We start from the raw sequence: 20,394 nt of genomic DNA, 5'->3' as shown, positions 1-20,394 counted from the left end.
AAAAGAACTTGCGTAAGTTTTAAATAGAAGGTAATATTTCGAGAAAAAATTTTATGAACACGAAATTTGTTTTAAAACGTTATCATTTTTTTGCATGGAGAAAATAAATTATGGATCCTGGTGCACTAATAGGGATAATAATTGGTGCTGCGTTGATATTGGTATCTATTGTGATGGATGGAGGTGGAGCGGCAGTTATTGCTTACATCAACATACCTTCCATAATGATTGTAGTTGGTGGGACGTTGGCTGCGACCATCGTACGATTTCCGATACCGACAGTAATTGGAGCGATTGCCGTAGCAAAGAAAACGGTATTTGTTAAATTTGGGCCAATTGAGGAAGAAATCAAGCGGTTGGTTGAATTTTGTAAAGTCAGTCGTCGCGAAGGTCTTTTGGGACTCGAGAAAGAGGTTGAAAAAATAAATGATCCATTTTTGGTTAAGTCGGTAAGATTACTGGTGGACGGTTCGGACTCGGATGCCTTAAGGGATATTCTCGGAACTGAAATTGATAAAATAAGACAAAGACATACATCTGGCAAGGGTATTCTTGATTTTGCAGGAATGGTGGCTCCTGCTTATGGTATGATTGGAACGTTGTTGGGCCTTGTTAATATGTTAAAAAACCTCGATGACCCCTCAAAAATTGGCGGCGGTATGGCGGTTGCGCTTATAACTACATTGTATGGGGTTATTTTGTCAAATCTTATTTTTATACCACTTGGTGGCAGATTAGAAACGTTAAGCAGCAAAGAACTTTTGTCGAAAGAAATCATACTGGAAGGCGTTGTTTCAATACAAAAAGGTGATGCACCCATGATTACCGAAGACAAATTGAAGGCGTTTTTGCAGCCGAAGGATGCGATGAAAATGTCTGAAGAAAATAAAAAGGAATAGAAACAATGTCAGAAGAAGCGCCGAAAGGCCCGGAAACTCCAGGATGGTTGCTAACATACGGCGATATGGTGACATTGTTAGTAACATTTTTTGTTATGTTAATAAGCCTTTCTACGATCAATGTTGATAAATATAAAGAAGCCATGAAACAGGTTCAGGCTAGTATTGGGGGTACTCATGTATTGGAAGGCAGCAAACAACCTCTAGACAAAGATGCAAAGTCCGACATTGTTGATATTAAAGAAGTTGATTTTCCGCCCACGCGAATGCAGGAATTGACGGAAACGGAAAAATTTGTTGAAGATAAAGAATGGTATCAATATTTAAACGATTTTGTTACGAAATCCGAATTAAGCTAATTATATTGACATTGAAGAGATAAAGGTAGGATATATTGTAAAAATACCAGTAGATGTTTGTTTTGAAAAAGGTGAGTCAATTTTAACATGGGAAGCAAATAATATTTTTAAAAAACTGAGTTCTGTTTTGGGAATGACGCGCGGAAAGATTATTGTGGATACGAGTGTTGGGGGTGTCGAATGGCAGAAAATTTCAGCACAAAAGAAATTGATAATTGATAGGGCAGGGCGTATTGCAGATTATTTATTATCATTTGAAACGATTGCTCCGGCAAGGGTTGCAATCTCCGGCAGACGGATTGATGAAATAAGAGATACAGACAAAATTGCTATTGTTGTATTAAAAAAAGCGAGCTAATATTTTTGTGAATTTTATTGGAAAATACATTTAGATGTCTTCTCGCAAAAAGAAAAAGAAGGGTTTCTTTCCTGCAAAGCCGCCGGACATGTTTTTGTTATCGTATGCAGCATTGGCAACGTTGCTTCTGGCTTTTTTTATCATTATTAATACTTTTACTGAAGAGAAAAACAAGAAAATGGTTGAAGCATTTCAAAAATCGTTTCAAAGAAATGTTATAACATTAGGTATGGGGGGATTGTTGCCGGAGAGCAGTAGTATTGAAGAGAGTAAAAATATCCATGATATGAAATATACCTTTTACGATGATGATATGGATGATATTCCGGCGCAAACAGGCGATAAGGAAGTAGATAAAATGGAGAATGAAGCAGATCATATACCTGCCGCTGCAGTAATTTATTTTAAAGAGCATGGAGCAACATTGTCGCTGGAAGGCATGCATTCTTTAAATAACCTGGTTAATTTGACTGCTGACAGACCTGTTTTGTTAATGGTAGAGGGGCATACGAGAGTGGCCTTTAAACCATCTAAGGATTATGAAACAAGCTGGAAACTATCGGTTGATAGAGCGAGAGCTGTTGCTGATTATTTGCACGAAAAAGGGAACATTTCTCACAAAAGGCTAATAACTGTCGGACATGGCAACAATAATTCTTTTGTTAAAAGCCCTGGCGGCGACAGATTTAATGACAGAGTGTCTATTATCATCAAAAAGTTGAGATAACGGCTTGCTATGTATCGAAAGAGTTTCAATTACTTGGGTGCTATTTATGCGGGGGGATTGTTAATAGTATGAAAAATATTACAATAAACAAAATATTGATATTTATGTCTATTTTCGCTCCTGTAAACAGCGGCCTATTTTTATTTAGCAACAATACCAGCATCTTTGCCGCAAATGATCACGGAACATCCATTTTACTGGTAGGAAAAGATGATATCATATTGTATAAAAAAGATATTATTATAAGCACTGATGATCTAAAAAATATTAAAAAGAATAAGACGCCACTCAGTGAAAAAAGGAGTGTGTTTAACATAGGTATGATTGATGAATATTTAAAAGAGGGGAAAAATTATGAGGCGAGAAATCATCTTTCGGAAATTTTTTTAAATAAAAAAATCCCTGAAAAACAGCATGAAATTAAAGAATTATTAGATAAATTGAACAGTGAATTGATATTTTCAACCAAACCTTCCGAAGATGCGGTATTGTATACCGTGCAGGCTGGGGAAACGCTTTCGAAGATTGCAAAGCAATTTAATACCAATTATGAACTTATTATGAGAATAAATAAAAAACCGGATTCACGACTGAATATTGGAGAAAAACTCAAGATTCTAAAAGGTAAAACAAAGATATTGATTAGTAAGAGTGAATTTACCCTGACGGTGCTGCTGAACGACCGTTATGTAAAACAATACCGTATCGGTACCGGTAAGAATGATAAAACGCCGGAAGGAACGTTTGAGGTCAAGAACAAAATGAAGAATCCAACATGGTATTCGCCTTATGGCGGTGTTTATTCTTACGGAGATGAGAAAAACATATTAGGGACACGGTGGATAGGTTTTAAAGAAAAAGAAAATCTTGCCGGATTCGGGATTCATGGTACAACGATGCCTGAAACAATTGGTACCGCATCTTCAGACGGGTGTATTCGAATGAAAAATAGTGATGTTGAAGAAGTGTTTGATTTTGTTACAACGGATACCGGGATTATCATACAAAGATAACAGGCCATGATGTATTTAAATGAGTCCATTGAAAAGTATTTGAATGATTCGGCTGCCCGCATTCCGGCGCCTGGCGGTGGGAGTGCGTCGGCATTAATTGGGGCGTTGGCGTCAGCAATGGCTTCAATGTCGATTCATTTTACTGTTGGAAAACAAGGATTTGAACAAAATACCGGACGGTTAAAGGAATTACTGAAAGAATGTGAAAAGAGCAGAGAAGTGTTAACGGCATTAATACAGGAAGATGTTGATGTTTATAATGAAGTAGACAAGACATTACGGATGCCAAAGATTACAAGTGATGAAAAGAAATTTAGACTCGAATCCATTATAAGGGCAAAGATATTTGCGACGATGGTACCCTTAAAAACCGCAATGACGTGTCTTTATGTATTAAAATTGACCAGAGAATTTGCGGAAATTACCAATCCAAATCTCATATCAGAAGTAGGTGTAGCTGCGATACTTGCTGATGCAGGATTTCAATGTGGTAAGATAAATGTTGATATTAATCTTTCGCATTTGGACAACCAGGTAATGATTCAAAAGGTACAAAATGAGATGCATCAGGCAGAGAAAACTGCCAAAATTTATTTTAATGAAATTTATAAAATCGTACAGAAAAAATTGTGGAGAGAAGAACAAGCTATCTAAATTGCGCTATGGAATGGAGAATAAATAAAGGGAATACCAAATGCAGTGTTTGTGAGAAAAAATTCGAAGAAGAAGAGGACTATTATTCAGCCCTTTTTGATGAAGATGAAAATTTTACACGAAAAGATTTTTGCGCTACCTGTTGGAAAAGAGATGCGCTTGAAAATCTTTTTTCATTCTGGAAAACGAGGATACCGAAGCAGGGCAAGCCCATTAAAAAGTTTGTCAATATTGGCCTGATTCTGGATATATTTTGCAGATTAGAAGATAGCGAAAATGCGCACAAAAAAAATTTACGATATGTTTTAGCGCTATATTTAATCCGAAAGAAGGTATTTAAATTCAAAAACCTGCAAAAGCAAGAAGACAAGGAATGTATTGTTGTTCAATATCCCAGAGAAGATAAAGAATATTATGTTTTTAATCCAAATATGAGTGAGGAAGAAATTGAATCACTCACGAGAGAAATGTCAGATCTTCTCGAATACCCTTATACAGAACAAGGTATTTTAAATAATGTGTAATATTCGCATTTCTAATGAAACATCCATGACCTAAAGGTCACAAAGTGGGACGAAAATAAATAATCCACAGATTACGCAGATCAAGAGAAGATTAAAATAGTTTTTTTTAAGTGCTAATCTGCAGAATCTGCGGATAAAAAATATTTTCCAATAAATTATTGCTTATTATATATGCAGGTACCGCATTCGACCGCAATGCCTATGCTCTTTCTTTTTCTTAAAGCATTTCTAAGGCTTTCAATTTGCGATGAATCTGGATTCTTTTGCCTTTGCGCAATCATTAACTGTGTGTGCATTTGTCTGGTCTTCTTAATACTTGGACATACTGCTTTTTTTATACCTACCGGACAGATACCGACTATTTTCTTTTTATTCAGTTGCCTTACCATAAATTACCTCCGTTAATTGTTTAAAATAAAGAGAATCATTTAGTTACACGCAGAAGATTTAATTTGAATCGGGTGTTAATATTTTCAAGGCTTCTTTCGCGGCAGATTGTTCTGCTTCTTTTTTGCTTTTTCCCCATCCCCGGCCATATTCACTCCCCTTAATTGACACCACTATTTCGAAGGATTTGCCATGGTCTGGCCCTATTTGTTGCAATAACCGGTAAGTTGGGGTAATACCATATTCTTTTTGACTGTATTGTTGCAATATCGATTTGTAATTTTTTTTGTGCTGGTTTTTACATACGAGATCTATTTCTTTTTTTAAATATCTTAAGGTAAACTCACTGGCGGCTTCTATGCCTCCATCAATATAAATTGCTGCAATTAAAGCTTCAAAAACATTTGCGAGCAAAGATTTCGGAAAAAGGTCCCTGTCGTTTAATCCTCTTCCCACTAAAAGAAATTCTTTTAAGCCGGCCTCCATGCCAACTTTTGCCAATGTTGATTGGCTTACAACAACAGACTTTACATTTGTCAACTCTCCTTCGCTATAATGCGGCATTGTTTTGTAAAGATAGTCGGAAATAATCATACCTAATACTGCATCGCCAAGGAATTCTAACCGCTCGTTTGAAAAATTATTCTCAACCCGGCATGATGTATGCGTCAATGCCTTTTCTAGTAACAACATTTTTTTAAAAGAATAGCCAATAATGTTCTGGCATGCAATAAATTTTTCCGGGTTTGTTTGAGAGTTAGTTTGCAGTATCATTTTTTTGAAACTTTTTTTCCTTAAATAGCATAGATTCTTCTATAGCGGTATATTTTGTAGAAACATTGATGAGTTCTATGGCGGTACTACGTCGAAAAGAAACAGTTTCAACCCTACAACCATGGTATTTCAATAGCTCTACCAGTGGTACAAAATCCCCATCACCAGTAACCAATACAACTGTGTCCAGTTTGGATGCAATTGAAATTGTATCAATTGCAATACCCATGTCCCAATCACCTTTTGCGGTGCCGTCAGGCCTCAGTCGCAGGTCCTTCGTTTTGATCTCATACCCTAATCGGCACAAAGCGTCTGTAAAACTGGATTGGTCCACATCCGGTTTCTGTACGATATAAGCTATTGCCCGTACTAAATTTCTACCACCAACGATCTCTAATAAAAGTTTACTATAATCAATCTTAGACTGATGTAACGCCTTTGCGGAATAAAACATATTTTGAACATCAACGAAGACCCCAATCCTTTGCGGAGAGTTGCCTATTTTTCCTACTGCCATAAGTATACAATCCTTTCTGAACAGGTTAATATAAATTCATATAATACAAATACTTAAAAACGTAAGATAATGATATTGAAGCTCAGGTAGGAAAATAATAAATCAATCGTAAAAATAGTATTTAAAAGAACGATGGCATCGTTATCGTTTTACATCATAACATGCCTAAATGCAAAATATTAGAGCAAAAATAAATTTTATTTTAATGATTTTAACAATGTTTCGTCTACAGTCAATTAAAAAAACTTCAAATGACTTAATTTTATTGACTCTCTTGAGGAATTGTGATAAATTTAGTTGAAATTTTACCTATAAATGCTTTGTTATCAACGACTAACCTTAAATAATTACTATTTGCTGACTGGTTAAAATAGACATGAGTATCGATGATTTAAGGAACGAAATTGACATAATTGATGAGAAGATTGTAGATTTACTCAACGAAAGAGCAAAATTCGTTTTAAAGATTGGAGAAATTAAACAACAAAATCGTTCACAGGTTTACGTTCCTAATAGAGAGCAGGAAGTTTACCTACGAATTACATCAAAAAATAAGGGGCCTTTATCTAATGAATGCTTAAAAGCTATATACCGTGAATTAATGGCAGGTTCTTTGGTGTTAGAGAAGGCTATTAGGGTTTCTTATCTCGGCCCTGAAGGAACGTTTAGTTATTTTGCCGCAAAACAGAAATTTGGTTCGTCTGTTGAGTACATCCCGGCAAGGGGCATAGAGTGTGTTTTCAGTGATGTAGCCGGCAATAGATGTGATTATGGCATTGTTCCCGTTGAGAATACCATTGAAGGTGGCATTCGTGAAACATTGAATATGTTTGTAAAACATGATGTAAAGGTATGTTCTGAAATAATTTTGCCAATCCATCATTATTTGATGGCAAATTGCAAAAAAGAAGAAATCAGAAAGGTATTTTCGAAACCACAAATATTAACACAGTGTAAAAATTGGTTGGCGGTTAACATTCCTTGCATTGAACTTATTGAGGTAAGTAGTAGCGCAGAGGCTGCAAGAATAGTTGCAGGTGCTCAAAAGTCGGAGGAAGGCAGGTGTTTTGCCGTGATTGGCAACTCTGAGATTTCTCACAAATATGGATTAAAGATTCTTTTTGAAAATATTGAAGACGACCCGAGCAATACGACAAGGTTTTTTGTCCTCGGCAAAGAATATAGCGGCCCCAGCGGAAAGGACAAAACAGCGATAATGTGTTACGTTAAAAATCGTTCCGGGGCATTGGTAGAAATCTTAGGCCCATTTAAATCGTACAGCATCAATCTCACGAATATAGAATCACTGCCTACGCGAAAAAAGGCATGGGAATATTGCTTTTATTTGGATTTTGATGGACATGTATCAGACCAGAATGTTCAAAAAGCACTTGAAGAGATATCAAAAAAATGTTTTGATGTTAAGATTCTCGGCTCTTTTCCAAAAGGAGATTAAGAGGCATTGAATTCAGACAACCAAAAAAAAAGACCGATTATTCTGGGCAATTGGAAGATGAATAAATCCCTGAAAGAGGGGGTTCAATATGCCAGGTCTTTAAAAGCGGCTATAGCGGGGAAAACCTGGATTATGTGCGGTATTTGTCCGCCTTACGTTTTCCTCAAAGATATTTGTGCCATTTTGGAGGGCAGTACGATTTGCGTTTCGGCTCAAAATATGCACAGTGAAGCCAGTGGGGCATTTACAGGTGAAATTGCCGCTCCAATGTTAAAGGAAGTCGGGTGTTCTCATGTACTTGTTGGCCATTCAGAGAGAAGACATATTTTTGGAGAAGACGATTTCTTCATAAATGATAAAATCAAAAAAGCCATATCCTTTGAATTAGTTCCAATACTTTGTATTGGTGAGACGTTGGAAGAACGAGAGGCCGGGAATACAAAAGATATCGTTCTTCGGCAGCTTAAAAATGGATTGCGTGGTGTTGGCATTGAATTAATAAAATGCATTATCATTGCGTATGAGCCGGTTTGGGCGATTGGCACTGGCAGAACGGCTTCTCCTGAACAGGCAAACGAAGTTCATTCCTTTATCAGGACTATTTTATCTGAAGACTATGGTAAAGATATTGCAAAGAAGTTGAGTATTATCTATGGAGGGAGCGTAAAAGCAGATAATACTGAAGCATTGATACATCAGCCGGAAATTGACGGTCTTTTGGTTGGCGGTGCCAGCCTTGAATTAGAATCTTTTTTAACAATTATTGAAGTTGTACAGGGTGTTGATTTTTAGTTTGATAGTGTGATTTTTATGAATAGGTAGGAGAGTTAGATGATTAAGGCGGAAAAGGCGTTTAAATGGGGGCTTGCTATTGTTGTTATCTTTGGCACGCTGAATGCATTCTTTTTTTTAAATTGGATTGTTGCATTGAAAATAACATTGCCAATTTTATGCGTATTTTTAATTGGTGCAATATTATTGCAGTCCGGAAAAGGAGGGGGGTTGGCTGCTATTGGAGGTTTGGGCGATCAGTCCGCTTTTGGCACAAGAACAAGCTCGTTTCTTACGCAAGTTACCTATCTGATTGGCGCCGCCTTTATTGTTGCAACAATTTTCTTGTTTAAACTTTCTTCGCCTACCGGAGATTTAGGAACAATGATGACACATGAACATCGGGAACCGCAGGAACCGCAGGAACATGAACACAGTGAAGATTGTGATCATGATTAATGCACGTATGAAGGCGAGAACAATGTTGAAAATGCCGGGCTAAGGGTGTGCCTAAAAGTCTCTTTGACAATGTAATAGATGGATTACCGTGAGGCAAAACAATGTTAAATAAACAATTATTAAATATGGTGATGAAACAAAAATGCAAAGAAATGATAGTCTGAGAGTCCGTAGGTATAGATATGGAGCCTTATTATGCTTAAGAGTATGACCGGATTTGGAATTGCTGAATACAATGATGATAGGGGTTCGATGCGTGTGGAAATCCGCTCTGAGAACAATAAATTCTTAAAAATAAATACACGTTTGCCGGAACAATTTCAGTCTTTTGAAAGTGAGTTTGATCGGGCTATAAGGAAAAAAATTGTTCGGGGTTCTGTTGTTTTATCGCTGAACTATAAATCGTTTCGGCAAGAGAATGATTTTACATTAAATACGGAGAAGATAGAGGAGTATTATCGTTTAATAAACGAGCTTAAAGGAAAAATCAAATGTACTGATGAAATTTCAATCAATTCGTTAGTACAATTGCCTGGAGTTTTACAAAAAAACAAGGATGATGCGAATGACGCTGAATCGTTATTGAGTATTTGTCATACTCTTATTAACGAGGCTCTGGAAAAATTATCAGAAATGCGCATAACCGAAGGGAGTCATATAAAAAAAGATATATTACAGAGAAAAGATTTTATCGTGTCAATGATGGATAAATTCGAGGAACGATTACCATTAATAATTCAGGAATATGCAAAACGGCTGCACAGCAGGGTAGCATTCCTGCTTTCTGAAACCAACGTTGAACTTACAGATAGTAATTTATGTCGTGAAGTCGCCATATTTGCAGAGAGAAGCGATATTGCAGAAGAAATAAACAGACTTAAAAGTCATATACATCAGTTGCAGGAGACATTAGATTCTAATGAATCTATTGGTAGGAAACTTGATTTTATTATTCAGGAAATGTTTCGTGAGACAAATACGATGTGTTCTAAAGCTAACGATACAGTATTGTTGAAAGACCTTATTGATATTAAAATGGAAATTGAGAAAATCCGTGAGCAGGCATTTAATATTGAATAAGGGAATTGTTATAATGAGAAACAATAAATATTTTAATCTGTTTGCCGGCATAAGCATATTTTAATGGGGAAAATTGTAATTATTTCAGGGCCTTCAGGGTCTGGCAAAACAACGGTTTGCAAAATATTGAAGCAACAGGCGCATGTCGAAGAATCAATTTCGGTAACGACACGCTCACCCAGAAACAACGAGAAAGACGGCGAATCATATCATTTTGTTTCTAAAGAGAAGTTTATGGAAATGATCAAAAATGGTGAATTTGCCGAATACGCAGAATATTGCGGCTACAATTACGGCACACCTCTAAAACCACTGCAGGAGGCAACCAAAAAGGACATTTTTTATCTTCTGGAAATCGATGTGCAGGGGGCTTTGCAAATAAAAGAAAAATTTCCTGAGGCCATTTTAATTTTCTTATTGCCGCCGAATAATGTAACCTTGAGCCAACGCCTGATTAACAGAAATACCGATAAGGCACAAGACCTGGTGAATCGCCTTAAAATGGCGGAAAAAGAACTGGAATACAAAGATAAATATGACTATTGCGTTGTAAATGATGATTTGGACGCAACCGTCAATGCAATTCGTAACATTTTGTATATAGCGTAATTATGCATAATTGTATAGTTGTTGGGGTGACAGGAAGCATTGCTGCTTATAAGGCGGTTGAAATTGTATCGGGCTTGGTCAAAAGAGGCAGCACCGTGTTTGTGGTAATGACGTATAATGCGCAGCGTTTTGTACATCCGGTAACGTTTCGTTCCATTTCCCAAAAAAATGTCATTACAGATTTGTTTGTCGAAAATGAAAATTATAATCCTAGTCATGTGTCTCTGGCGGAGAGAGCAGATTTAATTGTAGTAGCTCCTGCTACGGCAAATTTTATTGGAAAAGTGGCTGCCGGAATTGCTGATGATGCATTAACCTGTACGGTTATGGCCGCGAAAACCCCTGTAATTATCGCTCCGGCAATGAATGATAGCATGTATTTAAACCCAATAGTGCAGCAAAATATTAAAAAATTAAAAGAGCATGGTTATATAATTATTGAACCGGAAGAAGGTCGTTTGTGTACAGGGAAGATGGGAAAGGGAAGACTCGCTTCAAACGAAATGATAGTTTCTGTAATATTAGAAACACTTAAAAACAAATAAATGCTGTGAAAACGGTCAGAGTAAAATTAAAGAGAAAACAGGGAACGGAGGACTTGCCATTGCCGCAATACATGAGTGATGCGGCAAGTGGTATGGATCTTTATGCCGCCGTTGAAAGCGATTTAACATTGAAACACAGTGAAATTAAACTCGTACCTACGGGTCTATATATTGAATTGCCCTTTGGATATGAGGCACAGTTAAGACCAAGAAGCGGTTTGGCATTGAAGCATGGTCTAACACTTTTAAACACTCCAGGCACAATAGATAGTGATTACCGCGGTGAAATCGGAATCATATTATGTAATTTCGGAAAAGAACCGTTTGTTGTGAAACGTGGTTTAAGAATTGCTCAAATGGTAATTCAACCAGTAGTGAGGGCAGAATTGATAGAAGTAGACCAGTTGGAAGAATCAAACCGTGGAGAAGGGGGTTTTGGTCACACAGGGCATTAGTTATTTTCAATAATTTCCGTATCAACTGAAGAGAAATACCATGAGGAATCGGAGTACGCTCTCCCCGATAGGAATAACAAACGATTTATTACGTTTTTAGAATTAAAAGAATTTCCGAAATTATCAGGTACTAAAAAACAATAATCATGGTAATAAAATGCTTTCTATTTGCTTACGTCGCGTCATTGCGATTTCTTTTTTAGCCTCGAAGTTATTCATCTTATTAAGTTTTATTAGTTATTCTCATAATGACCCGCCATTTGCAGACTATCCGCCTAACATCCCGATAGCTAATATTTGTGGTATAGCCGGCGCACAAATTTCCGGATATGCCATGGAAACCTTAGGCAAGGCTTCATATGTAATAGTAATTATTCTTGGATGGTTTAGTTTGCGGTTTTTTTTCGGTGGAACGATAAAAGACTTCTGTGTAAAGTTGTTGGGAGCCTTTCTTTTAATTTTCACCTTGTCACCACTCTTAACGCTTGCAGTATGCACTTTTAAACAATCTCTTTTATCAATGAATTTGGGAGGCATATTTGGTCTGGTAATTACCTCGAGGCTATGTACATACTTTAATATTACCGGCACTGCCATCATTTTAGTATCCGGTATGTTGATTTCAATAATGCTTTTGGCAAATCGAACGCCATTTTCTTTATTTATACGTTCCCCTAAAACAAAACCAGAGCCGGAAGAGGTAAGAAAAGCTCCTTTGAAAAAAGAGAAAAATAATACTTCTGCAATGATATCGCCACCAAAAAAGATGGAGAATAAGCTTCTGAATGTTGGAGAAATATCGAAACGAAAAGAAAGTGAAATAGGGTATGAACCGCAAATAAAGAAAGATATAAATGAATCCCTTGGTGAGAAAAAATACAAAGAAAGCGGCGAGACTGATATTTCCCCTTCGTTCACTAAGGCCAATGGAGAGAATAGTTATAAGTTACCGTCAGTTGAGTTGTTGGAAAAACCTTCGGCAAGACATCACAAGGATGATTTAGATCATATTACACAGGGGGCGCATGTATTAAGAGACACACTTGCACAATTCAATGTAAACTCTGAAATCGTTGATTTACAAACAGGTCCTGTTGTTACAATGTACGAAATAGAATTAGCCCCAGGTACGAAAGTTGGAAAGGTAATAGCGCTTTCTGACGACCTTGCAATTGCATTGAAAGCGCTAAGTGTAAGGATTGTGGCGCCATTGGAAGGAAGGTCTTCTATCGGTATTGAAGTCCCGAATGCACATAGAAGGAAGGTGACTTTTAGGGAATTGCTGGAAGTCGCTGATGAAGCGAAAAAAAAGATGGCCATTCCGCTTTTAATAGGGAAAGATGTGGCCGGAAGACCTCTTATCTCCGATTTGGCATCCATGCCGCATCTGTTAATTGCCGGTACGACCGGGTCTGGTAAATCCATATGCCTGAATTCCATTATATTAAGTATTTTGTATACCCGATTCCCAAATGAAGTTCAGCTACTGTTGGTAGATCCAAAAATGGTTGAATTTTCATTGTTCGCTGAAATACCTCACCTGATAAGCCCTGTTGTGACAGATATGAAAAAGGCGGCTGCGGTACTTGAGTGGGCGGTGAATAAGATGGAAGAACGATACGCGTTACTTGCCAGCGTAGGTGTTAAAAACATCAGTGGGTATAACAAATTATCCGTATCTGAGATAAAAAAACGACTAAATGCTGAAGAGGACGTTAAATTAGATGATATCCCTTTACACCTTCCACACATTGTTATTGTCGTGGACGAACTGGCGGATTTAATGATGGTTGCATCAAAAGAAGTGGAATCTTCGGTGATCCGTCTTTCACAAAAATCACGTGCTGTTGGGATACATCTTATACTTGCCACACAAAGACCGTCTGTTGATGTAATTACCGGATTAATAAAATCAAATATGCCCTCAAGGATATCATTCTATGTATCATCAAAGGTTGATTCCAGGACAATACTTGATCAAAATGGGGCTGAAAAATTATTGGGAAGCGGGGACATGCTTTTTTCGCCGCCTGGGACTTCCAAATTAGTCCGTGTTCAGGGAGCTTATGTAAGCGAAGAGGAGGTTAAAGATGTTGTTGATTATCTTAGAAAGCATGCAGAACCAAAATATAACAAAGAATTGAAGAAATGGAAAGATATCTCTGATAATGATAAGAACGAACCACTGTTTGATGCGGCAGTAAGAATCGTATTGGAAACTCAAAGAGGTTCTGTTTCTCTATTACAAAGGAGATTGGAAATCGGGTATTCCCGCGCTGCGAGACTAATAGAGCTTATGGCGGAGGCGGGGATTGTTGGGGAATATAAAGGCAGTCAGGCTCGGGAGGTTTATTTAACTTTAGATGAATGGGATTTACAAACATCTTCTGCGGACAGAGAAGAATATAAAGATGATTAGCAAATCAAAAACGGTAGCATTAATTAATTTGGGATGCACTAAAAATTTAGTGGATGCAGAAGAAATGCTCGGGCGAATTGCAGCGAACGGCAGTACTATCTGCCAATATCCGGAAGACGCTGAAGTGCTTGTTGTAAATACCTGTGGTTTTATCGATGATTCAAAAAAAGAATCAATTGATATGATTTTTAAGATGGCAAAACTCAAAGAAAATGCGCAGTGCAAAAAACTGATTGTTACCGGTTGTCTGGCGCAGCGTTATTCTGCTGAATTGAAAAGTGAAATTCCGGAGATAGATGATGTTGTCGGGTTAAAAGATTTTGAGAAAATAACTCATTTAACAGGTAAGCGTCAGATGGATAACAGTACTATTTATCAAGGGGATGACTGGAGGAATCGAATCAGACTCACCCCGAAACATTATTCGTATTTGAGAATTTCAGATGGTTGTGACAATAGATGCACTTACTGCGCTATTCCCGGAATACGTGGTAATTTTATGAGCAGATCTATTGAAAATATCCTGGAAGAATCAAGACAAATGGCTTCTGAAGGGGTGAAAGAAATTAATATTATCTCGCAGGATACGACTTCATATGGTTTAGATATATATGGGAAACAGATGTTGCATGTATTACTTGAAAAAATTGCAGCGATTGAAGGTATTCAATGGATACGATTGTTATATACGCACCCTGGACATTTTTATCCTGAATTAATTAATACCATTAACGAACACGAAACCATTTGTAAATATATCGATTTGCCTATTCAGCACATTAATGATACTATACTGGGGAAAATGGGCAGAAACACTACCCGTAAAAGTATTGAGACCCTAATCAATAATTTAAGAAGATCAATACGTTCCATAGTTCTAAGGACTTCGGTAATTGTTGGATTTCCCGGAGAAACTGATGAACAATATCAGGAACTTTTAGAATTTATTAAAAAAACCAAATTTGAAAGGCTTGGGGTTTTTGCATATTCTAAAGAAGAAAATACGCCTGCGGCAAAGTTTAAGAAACAAGTAGGTAAAAAAGTGAAGCAAGAACGGTTAAATGAAATAATGCTGGCACAACGTGAGATTGTTTGGGAAAATAACAAAAATCTTATCGGGAAGAAGGCCTCTGTAATTGTTGATGAAAAAGAGGTTGTTTCCGGAATGTTAATAGGGCGGACGTCCGGGGATGCACCTGAAGTAGATGGAAAAGTATTTATAAATGACAAGCAAATAAAAGTGGGTGAGATAAGAGAATTAGTTATCAGTAATGTAAACGGTTATGATTTGGTGGCTTGATTATTTTCTATCACCTGTTTGTACAAACGATTTTTATTACTATTTGATCTGGTTGCATGCGTCGTATGGACAAACTTTGTTTGTCTATGCCTGCAGAAGATTTGTAGGGTATGTGGGCATTCCTACATACTTGTGTAATTTGGGTGCGAGTTGTTGATTATGGATTTCCAAAAATCTACCATATTTAACCTTCCGAATAGCCTGACATTATTCAGGCTCTTGTTGGCTATTATATTCTTTATTTTCTTGTCCTATCATTATTATGCGCTCTCCTTGCTCTCATTTTTAGCAGCGTCATTAACAGATTGGTTAGATGGTTATGTAGCAAGGAAGAAAGGTCTTTTGACTGATTTTGGACGTATTGCCGATCCTTTTGTGGACAAAATTATTGTTTGTGGGGGTTTCATTTTACTAATAAAACATGGCTATGAAAATGTCCCGCCATGGATGGTATTAGTGATTGTTGCCAGAGAATTTTTTGTCAGCAGTATAAGAAGTTATTCTGAAGCAAGAGGCATTGAATTCGGTGCTACATTATGGGGGAAAGCGAAAATGTTTGTTCAGGCGTTGACTATCAGTTTGATGTTGCTTTTTTCCGCTTATTTAAAACATGTGGGAAGTATAAAGAACATAATCATTGTTCTGTTATGGTTGACGGTGATTATTACTGTGGTCTCCGGTATAAAATATATGGTAAAGGCCAGCCCGGTGTTGTTAGAAAGATAAACTATTGGCTTGAGACAACACTCACTTCATTGAAGCATTCAAATCCCTTAACAAATCCTCTAGATTCACCGATACAATTTGAACGGCTTGTCCCAGGCTTATTGTTCTTGCCAGGGTATTTCTTAACACAGGATTCTTTAGCTGTTTAAAACCATATCCTATTAAAATGTCTAATGTTTGCGGATATTGTCTGATCAATTGATAAACATTTGTAGATGCAGTTGCCGAATTTATTTGTTCGGCAATTTCTTCCTGGGTAGATTTCAGCGTTTTCCATATATTAATACTAAAAAGGAAGATAGCGGCATATTCTATAAATCCACTGAGTCCCAGCAAAAAATAAAATTGCGGATTGAGGTGAAATGAAACAGGTTGGGTGACAACCCTGAATACGCAACCTAATATGATGAGGAAAAACGTTACATTCAGTAATTTAGGGCTGTACAGTTTTACTCCTTTACTTAGCGGGATCATTTTAGAGGCGCATCCGATAATCATCATACTGATAAATCCTACAAAAATTGCGTGCCTATATGCTCCAAATAAAGCATGAGAAACCTTTTCTCCTGCAAATGTCTCATATAGGGTAAAAGTTAAAAAGGCACTTTCAGAGACAAACAACCAGAATAAGGCAGCCCGAATGTATTTTCTGAAACCAGTGGGGAGTTTAACCTTGTTTTGAACAAGCTTCTTTTTATCGAATAAGTTTAAATTATAAATAAATAGAAAAATTCCGAGGGCTTCTAAAAGTCCTGAAATAAAAGATATTGCGATAAAAAATCCGTGAAGATTTTGTGTATAGCCTTTGTAAAATTCGGAGAATACCCTTAACGCTATTGAGAGGTTTAGCAGATACAGCACATATGCGCTATTTTTTCTGTTGGGGATTTGTATGCCGAGAAATATGGGTAACGTTTTAGTGAAAATACCAATTATTACCAAACAAGAAAAACCGACAATTTGAATATGCCTGATAGGATCTTTAAAATATGCTGGTATCTCTGTGTTACCTACTATGCAGTAATGGAAATGTAAGGCAGTAAAAACAAATGCTTGTAAAAGAAACCATAGAAAACTCGATAGTATGAAACCTTCATAAACTTCATAGTCACGTTTTTCTGAAGAAAAATATGTTCTGCATAAAACATACATAAAAATAGCAATAGAAGCCGTTTGCAATGACAATCCCACAAATACCGGAATTTTTAAAAAAAGTCCCCCGGAATAATAAGAAATCGTTTTGAAAACAAAAGATAATAAAATTCCTATTACCATTAGAAAAAAAGATTTGTATGCCAGTTGCGTGCTATACAAAATCGTATTCCAAAACTTTGGCAAAGCAAAAAATGAAAGGCCCATTATGAATAATCCCACCCATCCATAAACTTGTGTATCGCCGTGTGTCTCCAGTAACACCCAAGGAACGGAAAGGAACGATCTCTTATATGCCATGTATGCCAACATTACAGCTCCATACAGACAACCGGTGGAAAGTACGATGATGATTGATGTTTTTATAAAAAATTCATAGATATGCTCTGTTTGAGGTTTGATTAAAGACACTTCATCATTTTCAACTTCTTTGCCGTCAATAAGGTTTTGTAAGTCCTCTATTAGTGTAGACGGATTAATGTTGTGCATCCTGGCGAAAAAAGAAATAGGTTTGTCCGGAAGCGAATCACCTCCACACATTATCCCATAGGTATCAAATATCTTTCGGGTGACCGGAAATTTTTCTGCAATTTCCTTTACCGTACTATTTTCCCGAATCCTGTCCATAAAAAATAATCCTAAAAATTTTTAAGGTAATTTCATAGAATGACTGTTTTTAACAGTGATTATTATGATTTATGATAAAGTGATACTCTACTGTGACCAAATATACAAAATATAAAAATCTAACCAAGAATAGTTAAATAAAAATACTATATCAGGCTAAAAAAGCAGTGTCAATGACTAACTAATAAATATAATGCAATTTTGAATACCCATAAAAAATTGCGGAAGGTTCAATAAAATTAGTGTAGAGAAACCTTTTTATTTTGGTTATATTCACACATTGTGCTATTTTTATCCGAATCGATAAAGATCACTCATAAAACTATTTAAATGTTACATTTATTTTAATATTTTTCATTTTTTCTCAATTGAATAAATAACAATATGCGTAGTATTGCGCTGACAAATCAAAAGGGTGGTGTTGCTAAAACAACGACAACGGTAAATCTTGGTGCCTGTCTTTCTGAAATGGGAAAGAAGGTTTTATTGGTTGATTTGGACCCTCAGGGCAACATGAGTTCATGGTTTGGGCTCGATATACATTCCTTAGAAAAATCGATGTACAATGTCTTTTTGCAAGAGGTTTATTTTGAAGAGATTCTGAAAGATACTTGTGTTCATAATCTCACCCTCGCACCCTCAAACGTTGCGTTGGCAGGTGTGGAAAGAATTTTGGCAAATGAAAAAGAACGCGATCTTATCTTACGCAAAAGAATCGCTCCTGTTGCAAATAATTATGATTATATTTTGTTGGATTGTCCGCCTTCATTGGGCTTGATAACGATAAATGCACTTACTTTTGTAAAAGAAGTCTTTATTCCTCTTGAAACAAAAGTGCTGGCGTTGAATGGGCTGGTAACACTTGTAAATACCGTTCAGATAATAAAGGAACGGCTGAATCATAAACTGGAAGTCACCGGTATTATTGCGTGCAGATTTGATAGCAGGACAAATCTAAGCAATGAGGTGTATAAACAAGTGAAAGAGCGTTTTCATGAAAAGGTTTTTAATACAATAATTCGTGAAAACGTACGTTTGGCAGAATGTCCAATTTCCTCAAAACCTATTACTATGTATGCACCTGAAAGTTCCGGAGCAAAAGACTATATAGCGTTAGCAAAAGAAGTAGTAGGATTAGAAACTACCAGGGAAAAAGATATGCCAGAAGAATAATTTATACTCTATTTATTGTACAAATAAACATACAGAATAAATGAATGTCTCCATAGATTGCTAACTACAGGATCTTCCAAGAATCATGGGCATGTACGAGCGATGTAAGCTCTCAAATGGTTCCTGACTAATCTATCTACTTCCGAAAATATTTGATGTACGCCAACACGGTCTTTTTTAGGGGTATGTCCTTTAATCCAGACGAGCTTTGGCAAAAACTCATCATAGAGCGCAAAAATGCTTTTATAGATATCCGCATTCCGCAAAACAGAGCCCTTTCTTTTACTGAGATAATAAACGTCCTCAAGCCTCCTCCTTCGTCCAGGCAAATCAACTGCGGTACGGCAGTCTGTATAAATTGTTATGAAATCCCTCTTTTCAGAGGCCTTGTTCCCGTTTTCTAATGTGAGGGATTCAAGTGCCCAAAGAAGTGTCTGAAGTTCCAGCCGCGTATTCGTTGTATTCTCCACAATCCTTGTTTTCACTGCATCCGGAAAATACCATGCCTCGAACATGTCTTTGTTTGCAGGTGTTTCACCGGGGTTATGCGGAATACACAAAAATCCACCTACGCCAAGCTTTCTCTTTGGGTTGTAGCTGGAATCAATAAAAATCGTTAAATGAGATTTATCCATGGAGAATCGAAAATATCACCTTCTTTATAAAAAAATTTGAAAAAAGTATACAGTCCGCTTATTGAGTAATTAGGTATAGAGCCGCAAAGTGTGTTAAAATGTGGGTTCTAACGCTCCAAACATGGGTGTGCACTGTACGTTTAGCAATGCGATGAAACCTGCCCATTGACAAGGGACAATTAAACGTTAAAATACGGCATGGAATTAAATCACATTGGCATCACAAATAAGAGTGAAGATCACGCCCTGAAATTTTATCGGGACTTTTTAGGTCTTGAAAAAACAAGAGAAATACTTTTACCGCCGGAACTTTCAAAGCAATTATTCTCTCTTTCCCGAGAGATCAAAGTGTTGGTTTTTGAAAAGCCCGGGATAAAGATTGAGGTATTTATCTCTGATTTTAAGCATGCATATCCAAATTTTACGCATTTCGGGATGATGATTGAAAGCTTTTCGGATATTGCAGAAAAGGCGCGGCGATTTGGTGCGGAACTTATTGAGGGAAAACATAAAGATAAGACAGTATATTTCCTCAAGGATTTTTCCGGCAACCTGATTGAAATAAAACAAAAATCCCAATGAGGAATGCCTTATTGACGAAGCCCCTTTTTATTTTGCCACTGCATTTTTCATATTCATACCTTAAAACACTGAGATACACCTGAAGAATCTTTTCCGGGTAATTTTACAGCAATAAAGATTCAATCCCCCTGTCGGTATTCTGTGTTTCAATTTATACAATGCAATTTCAGATTGACAAAGGCCTTCTAAAGGA

General features: G+C 36.8%; 24 protein-coding genes. 19 read left to right on the top strand and 5 right to left on the bottom strand.

Annotated features, from left to right (window positions below; all coding sequences use genetic code 11):
• Window positions 1-110: 110 nt before the first annotated feature.
• The 7 genes from KSMBR1_RS01790 to KSMBR1_RS01760 all read left to right on the top strand — a co-directional run bounded on the left by KSMBR1_RS01790 (window position 111) and on the right by KSMBR1_RS01760 (window position 4,534).
• A complete protein-coding gene (locus KSMBR1_RS01790) occupies window positions 111-899 on the top strand; it encodes a motility protein A (protein WP_099323788.1) in 789 nt (262 codons plus the stop codon).
• 5 nt (window positions 900-904) lie between these two features.
• Window positions 905-1,258, top strand: a complete 354-nt coding sequence (locus KSMBR1_RS01785) for a flagellar motor protein MotB (protein WP_099323787.1) — start codon at window positions 905-907, stop codon at window positions 1,256-1,258.
• 133 nt (window positions 1,259-1,391) lie between these two features.
• Window positions 1,392-1,616, top strand: coding sequence for a hypothetical protein (locus KSMBR1_RS21460; RefSeq protein ID WP_099323786.1), 225 nt, complete (start codon window positions 1,392-1,394; stop codon window positions 1,614-1,616).
• A 34-nt stretch (window positions 1,617-1,650) separates the two neighbouring features.
• Complete coding sequence (locus KSMBR1_RS01775) at window positions 1,651-2,343, top strand: OmpA/MotB family protein (RefSeq protein WP_099323785.1); 693 nt, start codon at window positions 1,651-1,653, stop codon at window positions 2,341-2,343.
• A 68-nt stretch (window positions 2,344-2,411) separates the two neighbouring features.
• Entirely contained in the window at window positions 2,412-3,356 is a 945-nt protein-coding gene (locus KSMBR1_RS01770) for a L,D-transpeptidase family protein (RefSeq protein ID WP_099323784.1), read from the top strand.
• A gap of 6 nt (window positions 3,357-3,362) precedes the next feature.
• On the top strand, window positions 3,363-4,010 hold the full coding sequence (locus tag KSMBR1_RS01765; protein WP_099323783.1) for a cyclodeaminase/cyclohydrolase family protein: 648 nt from the start codon (window positions 3,363-3,365) through the stop codon (window positions 4,008-4,010).
• Complete coding sequence (locus tag KSMBR1_RS01760) at window positions 3,986-4,534, top strand: hypothetical protein (RefSeq protein WP_157820310.1); 549 nt, start codon at window positions 3,986-3,988, stop codon at window positions 4,532-4,534. The genes KSMBR1_RS01765 and KSMBR1_RS01760 overlap by 25 nt, the downstream gene beginning before the upstream one ends.
• A 155-nt stretch (window positions 4,535-4,689) precedes the next feature.
• Here KSMBR1_RS01760 and KSMBR1_RS01755 read toward each other — a convergent pair whose 3' ends face one another.
• The 3 genes from KSMBR1_RS01755 to KSMBR1_RS01745 are packed head-to-tail and all read right to left on the bottom strand — an operon-like array spanning window position 4,690 to window position 6,212.
• Window positions 4,690-4,923, bottom strand: coding sequence for a hypothetical protein (locus tag KSMBR1_RS01755; protein ID WP_099323781.1), 234 nt, complete (start codon window positions 4,921-4,923; stop codon window positions 4,690-4,692).
• A 58-nt stretch (window positions 4,924-4,981) separates the two neighbouring features.
• The gene (gene rnc / locus KSMBR1_RS01750; RefSeq protein ID WP_099323780.1) at window positions 4,982-5,695 is read right to left on the bottom strand and encodes a ribonuclease III; all 714 of its coding nucleotides are present in this window, start codon (window positions 5,693-5,695) and stop codon (window positions 4,982-4,984) included.
• Window positions 5,679-6,212 (bottom strand): LabA-like NYN domain-containing protein, encoded by a 534-nt coding sequence (locus KSMBR1_RS01745; RefSeq protein ID WP_099323779.1) that lies wholly within the window; start codon window positions 6,210-6,212, stop codon window positions 5,679-5,681. Before KSMBR1_RS01745 ends, rnc begins: the two co-directional genes overlap by 17 nt.
• Before the next feature lie 376 nt (window positions 6,213-6,588).
• On the opposite strand from KSMBR1_RS01745, the gene pheA reads away from it, so the two are divergent.
• The 10 genes from pheA to pgsA all read left to right on the top strand — a co-directional run bounded on the left by pheA (window position 6,589) and on the right by pgsA (window position 16,032).
• Window positions 6,589-7,668 (top strand): prephenate dehydratase, encoded by a 1,080-nt coding sequence (gene pheA / locus KSMBR1_RS01740; protein WP_099323778.1) that lies wholly within the window; start codon window positions 6,589-6,591, stop codon window positions 7,666-7,668.
• Between the two features lie 6 nt (window positions 7,669-7,674).
• Window positions 7,675-8,460, top strand: a complete 786-nt coding sequence (tpiA, locus tag KSMBR1_RS01735; RefSeq protein WP_230405671.1) for a triose-phosphate isomerase — start codon at window positions 7,675-7,677, stop codon at window positions 8,458-8,460.
• Window positions 8,461-8,499: 39 nt separating this feature from the next.
• Entirely contained in the window at window positions 8,500-8,898 is a 399-nt protein-coding gene (secG, locus tag KSMBR1_RS01730) for a preprotein translocase subunit SecG (RefSeq protein ID WP_099323777.1), read from the top strand.
• Between the two features lie 195 nt (window positions 8,899-9,093).
• Window positions 9,094-9,978 (top strand): YicC/YloC family endoribonuclease, encoded by an 885-nt coding sequence (locus KSMBR1_RS01725; RefSeq protein ID WP_099323776.1) that lies wholly within the window; start codon window positions 9,094-9,096, stop codon window positions 9,976-9,978.
• Between the two features lie 63 nt (window positions 9,979-10,041).
• Window positions 10,042-10,587, top strand: coding sequence for a guanylate kinase (gene gmk / locus KSMBR1_RS01720; RefSeq protein WP_099323775.1), 546 nt, complete (start codon window positions 10,042-10,044; stop codon window positions 10,585-10,587).
• A gap of 2 nt (window positions 10,588-10,589) precedes the next feature.
• On the top strand, window positions 10,590-11,132 hold the full coding sequence (locus KSMBR1_RS01715) for a flavoprotein (RefSeq protein WP_099323774.1): 543 nt from the start codon (window positions 10,590-10,592) through the stop codon (window positions 11,130-11,132).
• 5 nt (window positions 11,133-11,137) lie between these two features.
• Window positions 11,138-11,587, top strand: coding sequence for a dUTP diphosphatase (gene dut, locus KSMBR1_RS01710; protein ID WP_099323773.1), 450 nt, complete (start codon window positions 11,138-11,140; stop codon window positions 11,585-11,587).
• Between the two features lie 157 nt (window positions 11,588-11,744).
• Window positions 11,745-14,006 carry a DNA translocase FtsK gene (locus KSMBR1_RS01705; protein WP_099323772.1) on the top strand — a complete coding sequence of 754 codons (2,262 nt, stop codon included), beginning with the start codon at window positions 11,745-11,747 and terminating at the stop codon, window positions 14,004-14,006.
• Complete coding sequence (rimO, locus tag KSMBR1_RS01700) at window positions 13,999-15,306, top strand: 30S ribosomal protein S12 methylthiotransferase RimO (protein WP_157820309.1); 1,308 nt, start codon at window positions 13,999-14,001, stop codon at window positions 15,304-15,306. The genes KSMBR1_RS01705 and rimO overlap by 8 nt, the downstream gene beginning before the upstream one ends.
• A gap of 159 nt (window positions 15,307-15,465) precedes the next feature.
• Window positions 15,466-16,032 carry a CDP-diacylglycerol--glycerol-3-phosphate 3-phosphatidyltransferase gene (pgsA, locus tag KSMBR1_RS01695; protein ID WP_099323770.1) on the top strand — a complete coding sequence of 189 codons (567 nt, stop codon included), beginning with the start codon at window positions 15,466-15,468 and terminating at the stop codon, window positions 16,030-16,032.
• Window positions 16,033-16,053: 21 nt separating this feature from the next.
• On the opposite strand, the gene KSMBR1_RS01690 is transcribed toward pgsA, so the two are convergent.
• Window positions 16,054-17,811, bottom strand: coding sequence for a DUF1858 domain-containing protein (locus KSMBR1_RS01690; protein WP_099323769.1), 1,758 nt, complete (start codon window positions 17,809-17,811; stop codon window positions 16,054-16,056).
• 384 nt (window positions 17,812-18,195) lie between these two features.
• Between KSMBR1_RS01690 and KSMBR1_RS01685 the strand changes: the two genes are divergently transcribed.
• Window positions 18,196-18,984: a ParA family protein gene (locus tag KSMBR1_RS01685; RefSeq protein WP_099323768.1), complete on the top strand. Its 789-nt coding sequence runs from the start codon at window positions 18,196-18,198 to the stop codon at window positions 18,982-18,984.
• An 83-nt stretch (window positions 18,985-19,067) separates the two neighbouring features.
• On the opposite strand, the gene KSMBR1_RS01680 is transcribed toward KSMBR1_RS01685, so the two are convergent.
• Complete coding sequence (locus KSMBR1_RS01680) at window positions 19,068-19,619, bottom strand: ribonuclease HI (protein WP_099323767.1); 552 nt, start codon at window positions 19,617-19,619, stop codon at window positions 19,068-19,070.
• Window positions 19,620-19,817: 198 nt separating this feature from the next.
• Between KSMBR1_RS01680 and KSMBR1_RS01675 the strand changes: the two genes are divergently transcribed.
• Window positions 19,818-20,201: a VOC family protein gene (locus tag KSMBR1_RS01675; protein ID WP_099323766.1), complete on the top strand. Its 384-nt coding sequence runs from the start codon at window positions 19,818-19,820 to the stop codon at window positions 20,199-20,201.
• Window positions 20,202-20,394: the final 193 nt, after the last annotated feature.

The sequence above is a fragment of the Candidatus Kuenenia stuttgartiensis genome, assembly GCF_900232105.1.
Taxonomy (GTDB): domain Bacteria; phylum Planctomycetota; class Brocadiia; order Brocadiales; family Brocadiaceae; genus Kuenenia; species Kuenenia stuttgartiensis_A.
Note: the sequence above shows the minus strand (reverse complement) of the source record. Positions and strands in the feature narration are given on the sequence as shown.